The sequence below is a fragment of the Arthrobacter sp. 10N410 genome (assembly GCF_056394945.1).
The window spans coordinates 257170-275895 of the sequence record NZ_JBFTIP010000003.1 but is presented as its reverse complement, the minus strand read 5'-3'; the positions used below and the strand labels follow the sequence as shown (position 1 = coordinate 275895).

15 protein-coding genes are annotated in these 18726 nt (G+C 64.5%); 9 read left to right on the top strand and 6 right to left on the bottom strand.

Annotated elements, in window-relative coordinates; genetic code table 11:
* Positions 1 to 168 precede the first annotated feature (168 nt).
* From AC1DB8_RS08985 to AC1DB8_RS08965, 5 genes are all read left to right on the top strand, one after another.
* Complete coding sequence (locus tag AC1DB8_RS08985) at positions 169 to 2460, top strand: carbon starvation CstA family protein (RefSeq protein WP_476893029.1); 2292 nt, start codon at positions 169 to 171, stop codon at positions 2458 to 2460.
* A gap of 11 nt (positions 2461 to 2471) precedes the next feature.
* Positions 2472 to 2663 (top strand): YbdD/YjiX family protein, encoded by a 192-nt coding sequence (locus AC1DB8_RS08980; protein ID WP_175323765.1) that lies wholly within the window; start codon positions 2472 to 2474, stop codon positions 2661 to 2663.
* A gap of 213 nt (positions 2664 to 2876) precedes the next feature.
* Positions 2877 to 3545: a bacterial proteasome activator family protein gene (locus AC1DB8_RS08975; RefSeq protein WP_441419028.1), complete on the top strand. Its 669-nt coding sequence runs from the start codon at positions 2877 to 2879 to the stop codon at positions 3543 to 3545.
* A 7-nt stretch (positions 3546 to 3552) separates the two neighbouring features.
* On the top strand, positions 3553 to 4008 hold the full coding sequence (locus AC1DB8_RS08970; RefSeq protein ID WP_476892804.1) for a hypothetical protein: 456 nt from the start codon (positions 3553 to 3555) through the stop codon (positions 4006 to 4008).
* Between the two features lie 128 nt (positions 4009 to 4136).
* Positions 4137 to 4982: an aldo/keto reductase gene (locus tag AC1DB8_RS08965; RefSeq protein ID WP_476892803.1), complete on the top strand. Its 846-nt coding sequence runs from the start codon at positions 4137 to 4139 to the stop codon at positions 4980 to 4982.
* 121 nt (positions 4983 to 5103) lie between these two features.
* Here the strand turns inward: AC1DB8_RS08965 and AC1DB8_RS08960 are convergent, their stop codons facing one another.
* The 3 genes from AC1DB8_RS08960 to AC1DB8_RS08950 all read right to left on the bottom strand — a co-directional run bounded on the left by AC1DB8_RS08960 (position 5104) and on the right by AC1DB8_RS08950 (position 7599).
* Complete coding sequence (locus AC1DB8_RS08960) at positions 5104 to 6183, bottom strand: TRAP transporter substrate-binding protein (protein ID WP_476892802.1); 1080 nt, start codon at positions 6181 to 6183, stop codon at positions 5104 to 5106.
* 174 nt (positions 6184 to 6357) lie between these two features.
* Complete coding sequence (locus tag AC1DB8_RS08955; protein WP_476892801.1) at positions 6358 to 6597, bottom strand: hypothetical protein; 240 nt, start codon at positions 6595 to 6597, stop codon at positions 6358 to 6360.
* A 36-nt stretch (positions 6598 to 6633) separates the two neighbouring features.
* The gene (locus AC1DB8_RS08950; RefSeq protein WP_476892800.1) at positions 6634 to 7599 is read right to left on the bottom strand and encodes a hypothetical protein; all 966 of its coding nucleotides are present in this window, start codon (positions 7597 to 7599) and stop codon (positions 6634 to 6636) included.
* Between the two features lie 71 nt (positions 7600 to 7670).
* Between AC1DB8_RS08950 and AC1DB8_RS08945 the strand changes: the two genes are divergently transcribed.
* The gene (locus AC1DB8_RS08945) at positions 7671 to 8144 is read left to right on the top strand and encodes a hypothetical protein (RefSeq protein ID WP_441419034.1); all 474 of its coding nucleotides are present in this window, start codon (positions 7671 to 7673) and stop codon (positions 8142 to 8144) included.
* Positions 8145 to 8191: 47 nt separating this feature from the next.
* Here the strand turns inward: AC1DB8_RS08945 and AC1DB8_RS08940 are convergent, their stop codons facing one another.
* Together AC1DB8_RS08940 and AC1DB8_RS08935 are read right to left on the bottom strand one after the other, a co-directional pair.
* The gene (locus AC1DB8_RS08940) at positions 8192 to 9397 is read right to left on the bottom strand and encodes an MFS transporter (RefSeq protein ID WP_476892799.1); all 1206 of its coding nucleotides are present in this window, start codon (positions 9395 to 9397) and stop codon (positions 8192 to 8194) included.
* A gap of 478 nt (positions 9398 to 9875) precedes the next feature.
* The gene (locus AC1DB8_RS08935; RefSeq protein ID WP_476892798.1) at positions 9876 to 11180 is read right to left on the bottom strand and encodes an RNA-guided endonuclease InsQ/TnpB family protein; all 1305 of its coding nucleotides are present in this window, start codon (positions 11178 to 11180) and stop codon (positions 9876 to 9878) included.
* A 28-nt stretch (positions 11181 to 11208) separates the two neighbouring features.
* On the opposite strand from AC1DB8_RS08935, the gene AC1DB8_RS08930 reads away from it, so the two are divergent.
* The 3 genes from AC1DB8_RS08930 (at position 11209) to AC1DB8_RS08920 (ending at position 14298) form a co-directional block, all read left to right on the top strand.
* Positions 11209 to 11520 carry a helix-turn-helix domain-containing protein gene (locus AC1DB8_RS08930; RefSeq protein ID WP_476892797.1) on the top strand — a complete coding sequence of 104 codons (312 nt, stop codon included), beginning with the start codon at positions 11209 to 11211 and terminating at the stop codon, positions 11518 to 11520.
* Positions 11521 to 12405: 885 nt separating this feature from the next.
* Positions 12406 to 12768 carry a hypothetical protein gene (locus tag AC1DB8_RS08925; protein ID WP_476892796.1) on the top strand — a complete coding sequence of 121 codons (363 nt, stop codon included), beginning with the start codon at positions 12406 to 12408 and terminating at the stop codon, positions 12766 to 12768.
* Positions 12769 to 13080: 312 nt separating this feature from the next.
* Entirely contained in the window at positions 13081 to 14298 is a 1218-nt protein-coding gene (locus AC1DB8_RS08920) for a hypothetical protein (protein ID WP_476892795.1), read from the top strand.
* Positions 14299 to 14630: 332 nt separating this feature from the next.
* Here the strand turns inward: AC1DB8_RS08920 and AC1DB8_RS08915 are convergent, their stop codons facing one another.
* The gene (locus tag AC1DB8_RS08915; RefSeq protein ID WP_476892794.1) at positions 14631 to 18005 is read right to left on the bottom strand and encodes a type ISP restriction/modification enzyme; all 3375 of its coding nucleotides are present in this window, start codon (positions 18003 to 18005) and stop codon (positions 14631 to 14633) included.
* Between the last annotated feature and the right edge of the window lie 721 nt (positions 18006 to 18726).

Sequence of the window (18726 nt, the reverse complement as noted above, 5' to 3'; positions counted from 1 at the left end):
CCCCCGTTGTGACGCCGTTCACCGCGGACTCTGCACCGCTTGGCGAGCCGCCGGGCGTCCCGGCCCCGGGTCCATGTCCATTCGGATGCCGCGTTGATAGGGTGCCATGGGGCAGATCTGACTGCTGATCTGTCAGATGGGGTTTCTCAAGGAGGAGACATGGGCACAATGCCAGATGGCGGGCCAAACACCGCACGAGTCGACGACGGCATCACGCCGGTTCCGGGCCTTCCGGCCACGGCCGTCGACGAATCCGTCCGCGAAGCGGAAGAGCGCAAATGGACACCGGCGAAAATCGCGCTCTGGGCGGCGATCGCACTGCTGGGCGGCGTCGCCTGGTTCATGCTCGCGATCGTCCGCGGTGAGACGGTCAACGCGATCTGGTTCGTGTTCGCCTCGGTCTGCACATACCTGATCGGCTACCGCTTCTATTCCAAGGTCATCGAGCGGTACATCACCAAGCCGAACGACCGCCGCGCCACCCCTGCCGAATACAAGGCGGACGGCAAGGACTACGTCCGGACCGACCGCAACGTGCTGTTCGGCCACCACTTCGCCGCCATCGCAGGCGCCGGCCCGCTCGTCGGCCCCGTCATCGCGGCCCAGATGGGCTACCTGCCCGGCACCATCTGGATCATCATCGGCGTCGTCCTCGCCGGCGCCGTCCAGGACTACCTGGTGCTCTTCTTCTCCATGCGCCGCGGCGGACGGTCGCTCGGCCAGATGGCGCGCGAGGAACTCGGCGTAATCGGCGGCACCGCCGCCCTCGTCGCCACCCTGCTGATCATGGTGATCATCGTGGCCATCCTGGCCCTCGTCGTCGTCAACGCCCTCGGCGAAAGCCCCTGGGGTGTGTTCTCCGTCGGCATGACGATCCCGATCGCCCTCTTCATGGGCGTCTACCTGCGCTACCTCCGCCCCGGCAAGGTCATGGAAGTCTCGCTCATCGGCTTCGTGCTGCTGATGGCCGCCATCATCGGCGGCGGCGCCGTGGCCGGCACCGAGTGGGGTGCCGCGTTCTTCCACCTGGACAAGGTCACCATCGCCTGGGGCCTGATCATCTACGGCTTCATCGCCGCGATCCTGCCCGTGTGGCTGCTGCTGGCACCGCGCGACTACCTCTCCACATTCATGAAGATCGGCGTGATCGTGATGCTGGCCCTGGCCATCATCGTGGTGCGGCCCGAAATCACGGTCCCGGCGTTCAGTGAGTTCGCCTCGCGCGACAACGGCCCGGTCTTCTCCGGGGCCGTGTTCCCGTTCCTGTTCGTGACCATCGCCTGCGGCGCCCTCTCCGGCTTCCACGCCCTGATTTCCTCCGGCACGACGCCGAAGCTCATCGAAAAGGAACGCCAGACCCGCCTGATCGGCTACGGCGGCATGCTGATGGAATCCTTCGTCGCCATCATGGCGCTCGTGGCGGCGATCTCGATCGACCGCGGTATCTACTTCGCCATGAACGCCCCGGTCGCCCTGACCGGCGGCACCGTCGAATCGGCCGCGCAGTGGGTCAACAGCCTGGGCCTGGCCGGAGTCAACATGACCCCGGATGTACTCGCCCAGACCGCCAAGGACGTCGGCGAGCAAAGCATCATCTCCCGCTCCGGCGGCGCTCCCACGCTCGCCGTGGGCCTGGCGCACATCATGCAGCAGTTCATCGGCGGCACCGCGATGATGGCCTTCTGGTACCACTTCGCCATCATGTTCGAGGCGCTCTTCATCCTCACGGCGGTCGACGCCGGCACCCGCGTCGCGCGGTTCATGCTGCAGGACTCGATCGGCAACTTCGTGCCGAAGTTCAAGGACCACTCCTGGCGGCCGGGGGCCTGGCTCGCCACTGCGGTGATGGTCGCCGCGTGGGGCCTGGTGCTGCTGATGGGCGTCACCGACCCGCTGGGCGGCATCAACACGCTGTTCCCGCTGTTCGGCATCGCCAACCAGCTGCTGGCGGCCATTGCCCTGTCGGTGGTGCTCGCCATCGTTGCCAAGCGCGGCACCTTCAAGTACCTCTGGATCGTGGCGCTGCCGCTGGCCTTCGCGTCCGTCGTCACCATCACCGCGAGCTTCTACAAGATTTTCTCGCCGGTCCCCGCCGTCGGGTACTTCGCCAACAACGCGGCGTTCGCCAAGGCACTGGCCGACGGAAAGACCTCCTTCGGCACGGCCAAGACGCAGGCCGCCATGGAAGCCGTCGTCCGCAACACGATGATCCAGGGCTGGCTTTCGATCATCTTCGTGGTGCTGAGCATCATCGTCATCATCACGGCCCTGATCGCGACGGCAAAGGCCTTCCGCAATGCCTCCGCCGGCATCGCCAACGTCGAATACGAGGACCCGGCCCAGCCGTCCCGCGTGTTCGCGCCGGCTGGGCTGTTCCCGACCGCGGCCGAGCGGGAGCTGGACGCGGAGTGGAAGAAGCTGCCCGCAGACCAGCGGCTCGAACACGCCGCACGGCACTGACGGTTGCTGCCATGAATGCACTCGTAGCGGGATTCCGGGGCTTTGCTGAGTACTTCAGCGGTGTCCTCGGTGCCGATGCCTACAAGAAGTACCTGGAGCACCATGAGGCCTCCGGCCACGACGGTCCGCCGATGTGTGAACGGGACTTCTGGCGCGACCACACGGACCGCCAGGACAGCAATCCGCAAGGCCGTTGCTGCTGACACCGCTGTCGCAATCCGGAAGGCGCCGTCGGGAACACCCGTTCCCGACGGCGCCTTCCGCCGTTTACGGGATACGACGCCGGGGACTGCGCAGGCGCATAACCGCGCACTGCGTAGGCGCATAACCGCGCACTGCGCGGGCGCTTCGCCGGGGTGCGGCACGGGGCGTCATCCACCCCTGCCCTTCGCTGCCGCGCGTGAGAGTATGAAGCCATGAGCGATCCGATCGACACTCAGTCCGGCGACGACACTCCGGTGGAGGGCATCACCACGTCCGCCCCGCCGCAGGACGCACCCGACACCGAAGCGGCGGCCACGGGCCCGGCTCAGGGCCCCTCGGATTCCCGCGGGCCGGGCGTGCGCAACCGGGCCAGCCACCTGCAGGACCTGGTGGACGAACCCGCCAAGGTCATGCGGATCGGCACCATGTTGAAGCAGCTGCTCGACGAGGTGAAGTCCGCCCCGCTGGACGACGCGGCGCGGATCCGGCTGGCAGAAATCCACGAACGCTCGATCAAGGAACTGGAAGACGGGCTCGCGCCCGAGCTGGTGCAGGAACTCGAGCGGATCCATCTGCCGTTCCCCGAGGACGGCACCCCTTCCGACGCGGAATTGCGCATCGCCCAGGCCCAGCTGGTCGGTTGGCTGGAGGGACTCTTCCACGGCATCCAGACCGCGATCGCGGCCCAGCATGCCGCCCGGGAGCACGCGGCCGCGCAGCTGCAACTCCGCCAGCTGCCGCCCGGCACCATGATCGCGCCCGGCGTCATCATTGGGGAAAACGGCGAACCGCAACGCGCCGCCGAGCCCCAGCCCGGCGCGGATCCCACGCAGCCGGTCCGACCCGCCGACCCGGACCACGGTCCCGGCCAGTACCTCTAGGCCACCGTTGGGTTTCTTTAGCGCGGCACGGCAGGGACGCAAGGACGACGCCGAACTCGGCAAGGGCCTGTGGCGGCGCGCCCACGACCGGTTTGTCCGGGGACTGGACCGGTACCACCAGGTCCTCGAAGGCGTCGAGGATGAGGCCCTCTACGCGGAGCTGGTCGAGATCGCCAACGAACTGTCCGCCCTGGCCGGGCGGGTCCGGCAGATCTGCGTGGAGGCTCAACGCCGCTCGCCCAGCGACGGCCTCGACATCCCTGGAGCCCTGGCCGCCGTGCACCGTTCCCTGTCCACGGCCGGCAACTCGCTGGCCATGACCGCGGAAGCAGCGGCGATGCTGCGCCTCGCCGTCGGGCCGGTCCCGGTCGGTGCGGCGTCCGTGCGCCGCCGCGCGGAGTCCGTCGTGGAACACATCGACGACGCCGAACGGCGGCTCGCGGACGCAGCAACGCAAGGCTGATGTTGCGCCCACATCGCGGCGGGTGACCGGGTCGAAACACCGGGTGCTAAGGATATTCCGGGTTAAGCGCCTAGCTTAGCGGCGTCAAAACACTGGCCTGAGGGGCAGCCGCTTGGCAGGATGGACGAATGACTTCTTCACCCGAACTGACATTCAATGACGGCAACACCATCCCGCAGCTCGGCTACGGCGTGTGGCAAGTTGACGACGACATCGCCGAGAAGGTCGTCGTCCAGGCGTTCGAGGCCGGCTACCGGCACATCGACACCGCCAAGATCTACGGAAATGAAGCCGGGGTAGGCCGCGCGATCCAGCGTTCGGGCCTGAAGCCGGAGGAAATCTTCATCACCACCAAGCTGTGGAACGCGGACCAGGGCTACGAGTCCACCCTGAAGGCGTTCGAGGAATCCATGGAACGCCTTGGCCTCGAGACCCTGGACCTCTACCTCATCCACTGGATGCAGCCCAAGCAGGACAAGTACGTTGACACCTGGAAGGCGCTCATCGAGCTGCAGAAGCAGGGCCGCGTGAAGACCATCGGCGTCTCCAACTTCACGAAGGAGGGGCTGCAGCGCCTGATCGACGAAACAGGCGTGGTTCCGGCGATCCACCAGATCGAGCTGCACCCGTTCTTCAACCAGGCGGAGCTGCGTGAATTCAACGCATCCAAGGGCATTCTCACCGAGGCATGGTCGCCGCTGGGCCAGGGCGGCGAGCTGCTGGAAAGCCCGGTCATCGCCCAGATCGCGGCCAAGCACAACGCCACGCCGGCGCAGGTGGTCATCGCCTGGCACCTCGCGATCGGCAACGTCGTGATCCCCAAGTCCGTCACCGAATCGCGGATCCGCGAGAACTACGCGGCCCTGGACGTCACCCTCGACGAGACGGACGTGCAGGCCATCAACGGTCTGGACCGCTCCGCAGAGGGCGCCGGCCGCATCGGTGCAGACCCGGCGGTCTCCGACTTCGCCTAGCCATCCCGGTAAGTTAGGGGTTCCTCCCAGGAGGTAAGAAGTGAGCGGTCCAGGGCTATTGGCCCTGGACCGCTCTTTTCGTCGGTCTTCTTTGCATCGGCTACAGGTGGTTTTCGCGCAGTCAGGCGCCGGGACTGCAGGGGGCAACGTCGAAGGCCCCGTCCGGAGCGTCGGCGAAGGCGCGGATCTTTGCGATAAGTGCCCGCGTGGCGGAATCCTTTTCAAGCTGGGCGTAGACCGGGGCCGCCGCAGCTTCGAATGCTGCGATCTGCTCGTCCGTGGCTGCGACGATCGTGCCGCCGCTTCGGCAGTAGGCTGCCGCCTCGTCGGCGGTGTGGACCATGGAGCTCGTTACTGCTTCCCGGGTCTTCGCGGCCGCCTCCATCAGGATCCGCCGGTCGTCTGCGGCCAGGTGCGAATAGGTCTTGGTGTTAATGGCCAGCGAGTTGACCTTTACGTACAGCGGCAGATTCCCCGTGGTTGTGCTGGGCCGGGGAAAGGTTCCGGCCCTGGTGAAGGATGACTCGGCGGCCTTAACCGTGCCTTTGTTCAGCGCGTCGGTGAAAAGTTCCCCCGCCAGTGACTGCGGCCTGGCTCCCAAGGCCTTCAGGGTCGCGTATCCCGTGCTGGAACCGGGGGCGCGGACAACTTTTCCGGCCAGGTCCGCCGGTGCCGTTACGGGTCCGTCGAAGGAAAAGAGCATCCGCGGTCGGTCGGGCAGCAGGGCGAGCCCGGTGAGTCCGATCGGCCTCAGCCCTGCCATCATGCTGCCGGCGATCTCCGGCGCGACGATCTTCGCCACCACCTGGTCCGAGGCCCGGAGGAAAGGCGCCGAGAGTGCCGTGAAGGACAGGACACCCTCGGACTCCCAGGTCCGGGTGGGGACCAGCGCCATGTCGAAGTCGCCGCCTTCGGTGGATTGGGCCACGGCCTGGTCCCATGCGCCTGCTTCGTCGGCGGCCGCCCTGAGCACGAGTTCGATCCGGATCGACCCGCCGGAGAGTTCCTTCACCTGGCTGGCGAATTCCCGGACTTGCGCTGCGGAATGACCGTCGGGACCGCCAGCGGTGGCCAGGGTCAGGACCATCGCGTCAGCGGACTGCTGATCAGCCTGGCCAAGTCCGCTGGCCCCGCATCCGGCCGCCGTCAGGACTAGGGCTGCCGCCGCCATGATCGCCGCACCACGCATCCGTGCTTGCATGCTGGCCTCTTTTCGGGTCCAAGGCGAAGCTCCCAACGTAGCTGACACCAGAAGAGGAAGCCTCCACTCCGAAAGTTACTCCTTCGGGACGTCCGCCAACAGGCCATACGGACGGACTTCCGGGCTCCCTGACGAGCCAGGACCTTCGCACGAGGTCCGAGGTTGCCCTCCCGTCTACGCTGCGGCCCGGCCCTGACGCGGCAGCACGGCGTCGATGACCGCCCAGCCGTGTTCGTCCTGGATGCGCCGGCTGGCAAAGTGCTCGGCCGCAGCGGCGTCGTCGAACGCTTCGGTGCGGATCCGGCCGCACTCGGTGTCCAGGTAGGTGACTTCCCAATGCTCTGCCGCGGACGGGGCTGCTGCCTGCCGGGCTGCCGTGAAGTCCTGATGTTGGAAATCCTGGTGCTGTTCCATGAATTAAGTCTGCAACCGCCCTCTGACAGTAAGTGGTCATCCGCCCGGCGTGTTGCCCAGCCGCAGCACCCGTTCCCGGGCCAGGTCCTCCCGGCGGCGGTCTTTCTCCGCCGTCCGGGCTGCCTGCTGCGCGGCAGCCGAGGCCAGTTCGAGCCGCTTTCGGGCCTGCCGCAGCCCGGCCTCGGCACGCGCCAGCTGTTCCCTGAGCCCGGCAGCCTCCCCCGTCAGTGCAGCCGCAGCGTCCATCGCGTCCTCTAGTTCCCCGGATGCGCGTTCTGCTTCGGCGGCGCTGGAAAGGGCGGCGTCGGTGGATTGCCGGAGGGCGGCCTGGGCGCGCTCCCTGGCCGAGGGGGTGGGCGCCGGCCGTTCCTGCCGGACGGCCCGCAGGCGCGGCTGGCCGGTTGCCGGGGGCGTGCCCGGTGCCGGGGGCGCAGCGTTCTCCGGGGGAGCGGCCGGCGGCCTTGCCCCGGTCGCATCCGGGACGGCGACGGCGCCGTCGAGGTCAACGACGTCGACGCCGTCGGCGGAGAGCGTCCGGAGCAGCCGCCCGCTCCGGACGGCGGCAGCGGCGCCCTCGTCAGCCGTGGCCGCACGCAGGGTCTGTTCCACTTCCGCCGCGACGGTGCCGCTGATTTTCCGCCCCTGTTGCTCCGCCACGGCGCGGGCTGCGTCGACCGCGCCGGCCAGCATGGTCCGCCGTTCGCGGGAGAGGCTGCGGAGCGTTGCCGCGTCAAGGGAGGCCTGGGCCCGGCGCATTGCGAGTCCCAGCTCGGCCAGATCACGGAGTGTTTCCGGCCGCCGCCAGGCGAGCATGTTGACGGCCCAGGCGCTCACCGAGGGTTTGGGCAGGGAACGCACCTCCGCCGCGCGGGAGCGTAGCTCCGGCGTCGCGGGCGTTGCGGAGAGCAGTTCCTTGGCCGCGGCATTGCGGCCTGCGACAAAGCCGTCGAACGGCATCCCATAGAGCTGCGCCGCAATGTCCGCGAGCTCACGTTTTGCCATGCAAGAATCATAGAAGCTCCGGCCCCCACGCTGGGGGGCGCGCAGCACACGTCCACCGTAGGAGATTCCACGTGATTGAAATAGGCGGCCTCCCGGCCCACATCCTTCTGGTCCACGCCGTCGTTGTGCTTGGCCCGATCGCCGGCCTCGCCGCCATCGCCTACGCTGCCGTAACCCGCTGGCGGCGGTACCTGGCCTGGCCGCTGGGTGTTCTCTCGCTGGGGCTGGTTCCGGTCGCGCTCATCACCGCGCAGGCGGGGGAGCAGCTGCAGAAGGCCCGTCCGTCGACGGAATTGGTCCGGGAACATGCCGAACAAGGTGACGTGCTGAAGGTGGTGTCGATCATCTTCTTCGTGATCGTCGCGGCGATGATTATCGTGAGCTTCGAACCGATCGGCCGGCGCTTCGCCTTCCTCGGCGGCCTGCGCGAAAACCGGGTCCTGCGGACCGTCTTGCTGGTTGCAGGAGCCTTGGCCGGCGCCTTCTTCCTGTACCAGAGCATCATCACCGGGCACTCCGGCGCCGCGTCCGTGTGGGCACGCTGACGGTGCGCTGACGGTGCACTGACCATTCCGAGGGGCGCGCCCGGGCCTCAGGCCCGGCGCGCCCTTCGCACTGTCATGAGCAGCAGCACCAGGGCAGCCGCCTGCAGCGCGGCGACCGCTGCGATCAGCGCGGGCCACGCCCCGTAGAGGGCGCCATAGAGCGCGCCGCCGGCCAGCGCGCCGGCTCCCTCGAAAGCCGCGAAGACCCCGTACGCCGATCCCTGCCGCGGCTCCGGCACGAGGTCCGCCACGAGCGCCTTGACCGTCGAGTCCTGGATTCCGGTGGCGGCGCCCCAGCTGGCCACGCCAGCCACCACCAGGGCCACGCCGGTGGAGAAGGCCAGTACGGGCACGGCCGCAATCAGCACCGGCAGCGCCAGCAATACGGCCGGGCCCGCGCGGTCGTAGAGGAAGCCGCTCCCCAGCGCGCCGAGTGCCGCCGCGCCCATGGCCGCGGCGTAGAGCAGCGGCACCACGGGCGCCGGAACCGCCACAGCAGCGGTCAAATGGTAGGAAATCACGCCGAAAGCCACCAGACCCGCACTCCAGAAGAAGGCGCACACCGCGAACAGCAGGAAAACGCCGGTGAACAACGACGGCGGTTTGCCCGCCGTTCCAGGCGGCGCCGGAGTGCCGCCGGGCTCCGCGACGCGGCGGCGCAACCAGAGCAGCAGCGCGAGCGCCACCACAGCAGGAACAGCCAGGACCGCAAAGGCGGCCGAGATGGGGCCGGTGGCCGCCAGCACGGCCGCCACGATCAGGGGACCGAGGAGCGCGCCGGTGAGATCCAGGGACTTGTGCACGGCGAAGCCGCGGCCGCGCCCCACCCGCTTGGCCACTGAGGCGAGCAGCACTGTCTTTGCCGGGCTCCGCACGGCCTTGCCGACCCGGTCCCCGATGATCAGCGCCGACGCCAGGACCAGCCCGGCGGCACCCGCGGCCGGGGCGACGGCCAGCAGCGGCACGCAGAGCGCCGTCAGGGCGTAGCCCGCCAGCGTGAAGGTCCAGTACCGGCGGGTGCGGTCCGCCCAGGGCCCAAAGACCAAGCGCAGGCCCTGCGCCGCTGCCTCGGCCCCGCCGGTGACAAGCCCCACGATGAGCGCGGAGGCGCCGAGCTGCGCCAGCAGCGGTCCGGCGAGCGGGCGGGCGCCGTCGGAGACGACGTCGGTCGCCAGGCTGACCAGCCCGAAGCCAACCACCGTGCCCCACGGCCGGCGGCAGCCTGCCCGTGATGCAGTGGGGGACGCAGCCATTGCCGGTCCTGGTGCTGCCCCCTCGGGTCCGGTCGGCGTCGCGGCGGGGTCCGGCCCGGGAGGGGCGGGCACCTCGCGCTCAGGCCGGTCCATTTCCCAAGGGTCGCGGACGGGGGCGTGAATGACAAGAGCAGCCGGGGTCCGGGCCGTGCAGGCCGCGGCCGCAGCCCCGGGCACTATTGGACCAAACGCGGGCCGCCGGCCGCTACGTGCCCGGCGTGTCCGTGTAAAAGTCCCCCCGGACCGCACCCGCAGCCCGGGCCGGACCCGCACCCACATCCCGGGCCGGACCGCGTGGGCGGACCGCGTGGGCGGACAGCAAAGAACCCCTGGAAATCAATGATTTCCAGGGGTTCTTTGCTTCGAACTTCCGAGCTTCCTATCAGAATCGAACTGATGACCTTCTCATTACGAGTGGGAATGCCTAGCCCCCAAAATCAGGGGAAGAGCCGGTTCAAGGTGACGAAGAAGTGACATTTTAGTTCCAGCCGAGTGCGGTGAGCGTGCGGTTCAGCCGGTCTGCACTGTCGTGCAGATCGTCGTCGAAAAGACCGGCGTAAGTGTCCAGCGTCATCGTGGCCGAGGCGTGGCCGGCGATCCTTTGCACCACTTTGACGTTGACTCCGGCACTGATTGCGAGGCTCACGGCGGTATGCCGGAGATCGTGGAAGGTAGCAGGGTTGACCTGAATGAACTGGCGTCCGGCGCTTTCAGCCTTGGCGCGAATCATGTCCAGGAAAAGACCCCAGCCCGCATCGAGTATGGACCGGTTGAGTCCGGACTTTGCGCTCCCTCCGTTGGGTTCATATCCCCCGTTGCCGTCGGGCCGGGGGGCTGGATGTCGCGTCATGCCGCGAACGTTGAGGTCCTCGGCCACGATGACGTCGTAGGTCTGCACGAGGCTGAGTGCCGCCTTGTGCAGGTAGTCGTGCCGCTGGTTGCGGACCTTCCGATGTACGCCGGCACGCCTCTCCCGGGCCTTTCGCCGGCGGTTGGATCCCGGCTTGGTTCTGCAGAGGGCCCGATTGGCGTCAGCTAGGCGGGATAGGGAGGCGTTGCCATAGGCGGGGTTGTCGATCCGCATACCCAGGGACGTATAGGCCAAGCCGTTCGTGCCTGTGGCCAGGTCGATGCCAACGACGGAGCCGGTCTTAGGCAACGGGGTGGGCAGCTCCTGCTCCGAGGACAGGACGACGTACCAGTGACGGCCTTCCCGCTTGACGGCCACAGTCTTGACGCGGCCTATGACGGTGCGGTGCTGCTTGACCTTGACGTCTCCCACGCCCTGAAACCTGACACGGGGCTGGGTCGGATGGGAATCCCACTTGGCCCCGTCCCCGTTTCTGTGGATGACAGTGTCGAAGCAGCCGGCGCCCTTGAACCGCGGGTACCCCGGCGTCTCACCGGTCTTGACCCTCCGGAAGAATGCGGTGAATGCCCGGTCAAGCCTACGGAGCGTTCCCATCTCGGCCGTGAAAGACCATCTCGCGTAGTCCGGATCGTGAGCCCGAATGTCCGACAGCTGGGAGGTCTGCCCGGGGTACTTGATCCCGACCCGGTGACTCTTCCACGCCTCCCGGCGCTCCTGCAGGGCGGCGTTGTAGAGGAACCGGTGGTCATCTAGCATCGCCCGAAACAGGTCCTCCTGCTTTGAAGTCGGGTACATGCGGAACTTGAACGCGCGGATCATGGCGTCCGGTGGCGGGTTTCCATAGTCTGCACCCGACTTTCTCTCGAAAGGATGCAACAAATCACTTGCATGTATCACTAGTAGAGCAGACAAGGCGGACAATGTCAGTTGACATGGAAAGATGCCCACCCGCCCGCACCAGTCCTCCGAGGAGCAGACGCGCCGGTGGGCCGAACGCAGGGCGTCGGTTGGGGCGCGAATAAGGGAACTCCGTCTCGCGCAGTCGCTTTCCCAGGAAGCTTTGGCACTTGAATCCGGATTGAGCCGGAACATGATCATCGGTATCGAGTGGGGCCGGAAGAGCCTGGCTTACGAACGCCTCTGGGATATCGCTGACGTGCTTGGTGTACCAGTTACCCAGCTTCTCCTTTCGCCAGATTCAAGTGCCAAGTCCTCACCGTATAGAGGTGGGCGGCGACCCATGGGCGCGTGACCCGCGGTAGTGTCGTGGAGTTCGCGGTGACATGAGGGTTGGCGGAGCACAAGGTCCGAAGCATTGGAATTGTTGCTAGTGCAGTCGCAAACACCCGGTAGAATCCAATTATTCTTGCCTTTTCGCATTTCTGCGATAAAGTCCAGTCAATTTGGGGGTAAATTGCTGTCTACATTCCGCCTGCTCGTCGCCTTGATAATGTCTGCATGTCTTGCCCTGTCCATCCTGGGCGGGCCAGTTTCGGCTGCGACCCGCGTTGCAACATCCTCTTCGGTCACGGTGTCGTCGGCCTCGGTCGCACCCGGTCAGATTGTGACAGTGCGAGGCACAATCAAGAAGGGTGCGCGGGGCTACTCGGGGGTTCGTGTCGCCTTGCAGCAACGGGCAGCGGGCACGGCCTCATGGGGAACACTCAGATTTGCCACGACAGACAGACTCGGCCAGATTGCCGCGACGGCCAAGCCAATCAGGAACTACGAATATCGGCTTGTCTTCAGCGGAAACGCCGTGACATATGCGTCTAGCAGTTCACTCCGGTCCGTCGGCGTCAGGCAATCGGTCACCATCTCCAAGACGAGCTTCACGTCTATCGATGCGGGTGACACTGTAACCCTGTGGGGAACGACGAGCCCCGCTCTCGCTGGCCGGGTCGCTACCCTTCAGGTTAAGGGGGGCACCACATGGAAAAGTGTATCTTCCAGCAAAGTGTCGGCGGGGCGGGCCTTTGCAGTTTCGGCAAAGTCCTTCGGTCGCGGGGTGCAGTATTACCGTGTCCTCGTTTCCGGGACCACAGGCGTGGCGACAGCCGTATCAGCACTCCGCGCGTTCAAGATCTTCGCATGGTACTCCCTTGAAACGGTAGTCCCGTTTAGCATGGACGGGCTAGTGCCCCAGGCGAATTGGCGCATTGCCGGAAGAATTTACCCCAAGGTCTTGGGCGCCTTCCAAACACAGGACTCGGAGCGAACCGTCACGTATGGGAACCTGTGCCGTACGTTCAAGGCGTCCATCGGCATGATGGATCTTTCCTATGAAGGAACTGAATTCTTCGCCCGCACTAGTAAGGACGGCGATAGTTTGGGCTACATGCAGCCAGGTCAGGCACCGAAATCAGTGTCTATGAATTTGACCGGAAGCGACTTCTTGGAAATCGGCACCTACGGCGGCAGCCGAACCAGTAGCGCGTTCCCTGCCTTCATTGGTGCTCGGATCTCGTGCACTGATGCGCCGGGATATTTCAAGCTCTAGTTCCGCAGACATTGTGAACGGTGTGGCGTGATGCGAAAGGCCGAGGGGCTGTATTAATTCGGTTTACCACCCCCGTTTCCCCTCGGACTGCAGAAGCAGGCTAAACAGGGTCGATCAGGCGTGGACGGTGCCTACATCCCTACGGTTGGCCACGCTGGAAAGCCCGGAGCAATGGGTCGTGTCGCACCGAGGCTGTCCGGTTCATGGGAGCCGGGACATCCATGCAGGGTATGGCAGAAATAGGTCATAGGAAGAAAACTCGGGCAGAATGGAACGGCCCGGGGTCGGGGAATCGAAGACAACGGAGGAATCGTGGCAGTTCTGCAAATGGATTTTGACGCTTATGCTCTTTGGGAAAGCTGCGCCGAGGTGCAAAACCTCATCGAAAAGGCTTTGGAAAGCGTTGATGAGGCGGAGTTCTACTCCCTCCACCGCTTGTCCGAGGCTATCGCCACCATAGCCGATCTTCGCCACGTGCCAGCCTGGCGTTTCCCCGATTCATCCTTTGGTCAGAAGCTCCAGGCGCAGCTGGAATCCGTCAAGACGCCTCTGCGGGCGGTAATCGACGACCCGGAAGTCTCCATTAGGGATGAAGTGGAAGAACATTTGGGTGAGATCTCCGCGGCACTCCTCAGTGCTCCCACGCCGACGACGACGTCCGGTTATGCAACCGAACTTTCTGAGCTGACGGAGAAGTACAAAGAGGGAATAGGCGGCGCGATTCGTCGAGCCCGAAAGGCCTCGCAAGACGCCGAAGATGAGCTTCAGAGACTCATGGATGCGAAGGACGCAGCTCTAGCGACGCTGAGCGAACAGCTTGAGGCCCTCAAGGCAGCCATCGCGAATGAGAAAGCGGACGTTTCGGCGCAGGCAGCCCGTCTGGATACGGCACTCACTACCAACAACACGGCATTCACTACCAAACTGACGGACTGGCAGGCCACTTGGGAAGCCAGCCTGAAGGAGTCGAAACAGACTGTGGACCAAATCGGCAAGGAATTGACTCGCGATGCGGAGAATCGCGTTGGACAACTTGAATTGCTTGAAAAGCAGTCGCGCAGGCTAGTGGAAGCAACCGGCCGAAACAGCATCTCTACTGAGTATGGCGTCCATGCGCGGGAGCAGAATACGGCCGCGACACGGTGGAGTGTGGGCGCAGTTGTGTTGGCCGTGGCCGGACTCGTTGCTTTGTTTGTCATGGTCAACGGCATATCCGGGCTGACCACGTCGGAAGCAATCTGGAAGACGAGCGTATCGGCACTGACCCTTGCTATTGCGACATACATGGGCCGCGAGGCCTCCGGCCATCGCAAGGAAGCTAGAGATGCCAAGCGGACCCAGTTGGATCTCAACGCCTTGGAACCATTCCTCGCAAATATGGACGCGGATACAGCCCAGGATTTGAGAGAACAGTTCGCAAAGCAAATCTTCGGAAGGCCGCTCGCTAATGCGAAGGATCACGGCGGATTCGCGTGGCTCCCCTCAAGGGAAATCTCGGAAACAAACGCCAACAGTAGAGCATCAGCGTAGCTCGGCCTTCTGCCTACCCTGCCCCCAACGCGTCGGCGCGGATGGCAACCAGCATGTACGCTCAGGGATCATATCCTTGAGCGCTTCTCGGGCTTGCTCGTAGGCGTCCCTTGAGCGCTGAGGCAGTCCCAATTGCTGCCCGGGTCATGAATACTCGACACAATGAATGGGCCCTCGCTCAGCCGCACCCATGTTCCCGACCCCGTGTCCGGATTCAGACCGCTCGCGCGGTCATGGCTTCAGGGGTGCGCGCGGACATAGATAAAGCTTTGCTGAATCAGACCCATGCCTTTTACTAAGTCTGCGAGATTTCATTCGGTGGCATTAATCGGTCAAATTTCCGGCAGCCTCGGAGCACCCTCGAGGTACCAGGGTTCGCCAGTCTTAGGTGCCGTTTGTTCCTCTCGTGTGGGAAGCGGAAGGGATGATTCCTCGATTAGGGGCCGTTCCAGAATTCGGGCGAGTAGATCGGCCTGTGCTGGTTCGCTGTCGATAGTCCGGCGAAGCACTGTAATGAGTTCGAGCGCCTCCGTGGTCCAGTCAGGTTCCCAGCTTGTAGGACGAACACGGTCCAGAGGAGTAGCTCGGCCGCTGGCGGCCCGCCCGATGCCCTTTGCCGTACGTTGGCCGAACCACTGCTTCGTGACGGCGAATCCGGAGACAGCGTATTCCCATACCCCGCTTGTGACGCCGGCAAGGATACCGTCGCCAACGGCAAGAGTGGCGCTGGCGGCATCATGGGTGACGTCGCTTTTTGTGGCCGGTATCGTGCTAGGGACACGAGTCCAACTGACATCGGGGAGACGGGGCACGGTGCCGGACGGTCGCAGTGAATTCGCAAATCGTTCGCCGTAGGTGTGAGCCCACAAGAGCTCCTGGCCAATTGACACGGCCTCGGCCCAGAGTTGCGGGTCGGCGGTTATTGGGACGCGGACGCCCGGAGTCTTCAGGCCCTCCGCAAAGGTTTTCTGGAATTTGGGCTGGGCGAGAACAGCGTAGGCGTAGGCCGCAAGATCCTCTGGGCTTATCAACGTCCCGAGGCGTTGGCCGAGTGCCTCAAGAAGCCCTGCGGTGATATTCGGTCGCTGAGATTCAGCGTCACGATAGAGGGGGATGACGTCCTTGCCCCCAAAAGAACCTCGGAAGAAATGCATGTCCGGGACGTCGGAGGAGGCAGCGAGCGCCGGCCCGGACCCAAGCGGAATAGTGTTAAGGGTGGCCAGAAAGAGCTGTTTTCCGGACCGTGCCTGCCACAGTGCTGGCCGGTCCAGTGCCATGAGTCGGGGATCAGCGAAAGTCCACTGACGATCAAAACAGCGGTACCCATATCGCTCGAGCGGTCGATGCGGGGCGGCGGCGGGTTCATCGGCGAGGACGCGTAAGCCTTTGACCTGCGTCGTGATGTTTCGGCCCGTGGGAGGAGTAACGAAGAGCTCCGCACGATCCGACGCCTCACGCGTCGCCATGAGCCCTTCCCAGCGGTGCGTGAGGGTGTCTTTGGACGGGCTGATGGGCCAGGCCCGGTTGACCTTGGTTCCGGGGGTCTGCCAAGGAAACAAGTCAGTCAAACGTGGAAAGGACTTCCATAGCTCGTCGCCGGTTTCAGGAACAAATACATCGCCCATTCCGCGGCTGGGAACCCTAACCCACTGATCAGGCTGGGCGTGGGGAGTGTCCACCTTTTGGAGAGCGTCCAGTTTGACCGCGCGTTTGCCTGTAATGCGCCGGTAGTAGACATCGGCAGGGATCGTCGGTCGAGACTCGCCGGCCCGGTAAATGATGACGATGGCCACGGGAGTCTCGATGGCGAACACGTTGTCGTCATCGTCTTCGTTGGTGCCGCGGTTATCTCCGCCAAGGTCGATGACCCAGATTTCGTCGCCGAGCATTCTTGCCATCTGGCGAAGCCCGAGGAAGCCCGCGCCGCGTATCCAGTTGGAGGCTGTGATGTAGGAGACGACGGCGGGCCGGGATCCGGACTGTTGCATGGCCTTCCACAAGGCCCACCGCCAGAAATAGACGTAGAGATCGTACAGGCTGGCTTGGGCGGAAAAGATGACGCCCGCATCCTTCGCCGGTCTTATGACGTCGTCAAAAAGTGGGCGGGGTTCGGCAGCTCCAGTGTTCGCTTTGCCATGGACAACCCACCCGCCGGCAGCCTCTTGGTCCACTCGGCCGTACGGGGGGTTGCCGATGACGACCGTGATTGGCTCATCCGACTTGATACGCGCAGTGTGCTGACGCTGTTCCGCCAGAATCGCCTGGGCGCCGATCAGACCCTCCTCGGGGTGCTGGCCGGCCTGTGGGTCATCCAAGGTATCAGTGAGGTAGATCCGAGTTGTGGGGTGCGCCAGCACGGCACCTTGCAGTTCGGAGAGGCGCGCACCAATGCGGAGGCTGGCGACGGCGAAGGGGCCAGGCAAGAGCTCGAATGCGATTAGGTTCTTTTCCAGTTGCCCAGCCGCGGGGACTGCTCCTCCCGGGCCAATCCTGCGAACTTCTTCGGCGACGGCGTGGTCGATGATGGCTAGTGGGTAGGTACCAGATCCAGTTGCCGGATCTAGTGTTATGACCGAAGAATTTGCGAAGCCGCCCGCTCTGCCTTTTCGCCCTCCGGTAAGGGGATCTCTATCGCCAACGAGGCTCGTGAGGATGGTCTGAACAAGGCGCACCTGGCAGCCAACGACCTGGGTGGGAGTGTAGTAAACGCCGGCGCGTTTGCGGGCCTCGGGGTCATAGCGACCCAAGAAGTCCTCATAGAACCACAACCAAGCTTCGCCTCGAGAGTCCTTGCTGCGAGAGATAGCGTCGGTGTCGATCTGGGACACGAGCTTTTCAATAGCTCCGACTTCGGGGCCAATCAGTTCAAGAAATCCTGGGGCTTCAAGTACTGGCGCGAGAGTGGCCGACAGGGTGCCATAGCTGGCGCCTAGCGCTTGCCGTGCTTCAGCGAGGCTCACGACTCCGTCGCCATTGATATCTCCCTCGCCGCGCAGTCCGACGATGGCCAGTGAGTAGGCAACGACCTGAGCCACATCGTCGGCGAATTGGGCCTTGTCAACGCCGTCATGCACGATGCGTCGCCACGCCGCCAGAGCATTACGGGCAGCCTGGCGTTGAGCCTCGGAAGCGCCCGGCGCATCGGTAATGACGTGTTTGACCTTGTCTCGGAGCATCGCTGTCAGCGGAGCAAGGCGTTGGGAGAGCTCCCGAACACGCGTCACTGGACGAGGCCGAGATGTGACGAATCTGCGGAGGAGGTTCACTGCTTGCGACGGATCCCAGTCGTCGGGCGCGCCATACGGGAGGGTTGCTTCAACGGGGGTACCATCGACGCCACAGAATGGTTCGCCCTGCTGATACAGGCGCAAGCGGGTGCCATCGGTGACTAGAAGTGCGTCCAAGTTCGACAGCAGTTCCCATTGCGTCCTTTCGCGGCCCTTCCACGCTGCGCCGTCCAGCGTGTGGCCAGGGGCCTTTAGCTCGACCCACCCGCACATGTGCCCGTTCACGAAAGCGGCAAAGTCGGGCCGCACTCCTGCTAGTTGCGCTTCACGCAGCAGGACTAGTGCACCGAGTTCGGCGGTAGTTGCAAGGTTTTCCAGGAGTGATGCAACGGGGCCCGTGAGCTGGGCTTCTGGCTCTGCGGCCAGGCCTCGTGCGACAGCTGCGTGGACGCGCTCGTGATATTCGACGGCAATGCTCATTGCTCGATCATTCCATGTGGTTGTGAAGCCTGATGCACAAGAACACGGTTGTATGCCCATGAGGCAACTGTGAGCAGCCCTGTCAGCTCGTCTTTCGCGGAGGGAAGAGGTCAGCACAGGCTAGAAGCGGATGAGATCCCGGTCGAGCGACTGGCCTCGCGACTGCCGTTCCCGGGGATCCCCCACCGCCGCAGATGACGTCAGTCGTAGTCTGAAGAACGTGAACGATAAAACAGACTCATACCTGCTCAGTCTCCAAGCACTTGAACTGGCCTCGGAACGAGTCCAGTCGGCCTGCCATGGAGACGACATTAAGGCCGCCGCCATAGAGGCGCACTTCGGTCTGCACGCTGTGTACGACCTCCATGAGGCATATTTTCGCCCCCGCAAAATTAGTGGCTACCCGTTGCAGGACCAGGTTCTTGACGCGACTGGTGGTTGGGCTGTGGGAGCGCTGGCGCTTGCTCGTGGACAGCGAACACATCATCTGGTCACCTTTCCTAGGAAGGGCGGGTTTGGGGACCATCCCCACGGTATGGGTCCTTACGGTCCTGGCTGGATATGGAAGCAGCACGCTTGGAGCGCCCCCGAGCAGCAGAAGCGCGCATCTTGGTACAAGTCACGCGTCAGCATGCGCCTTCTCTGGGTACCGCTTGATGAAGCGTGGAAATGGTTCTCCGATCATGCAGACGACGAAGGGGGAGCCGAGCTATTGGAGGCT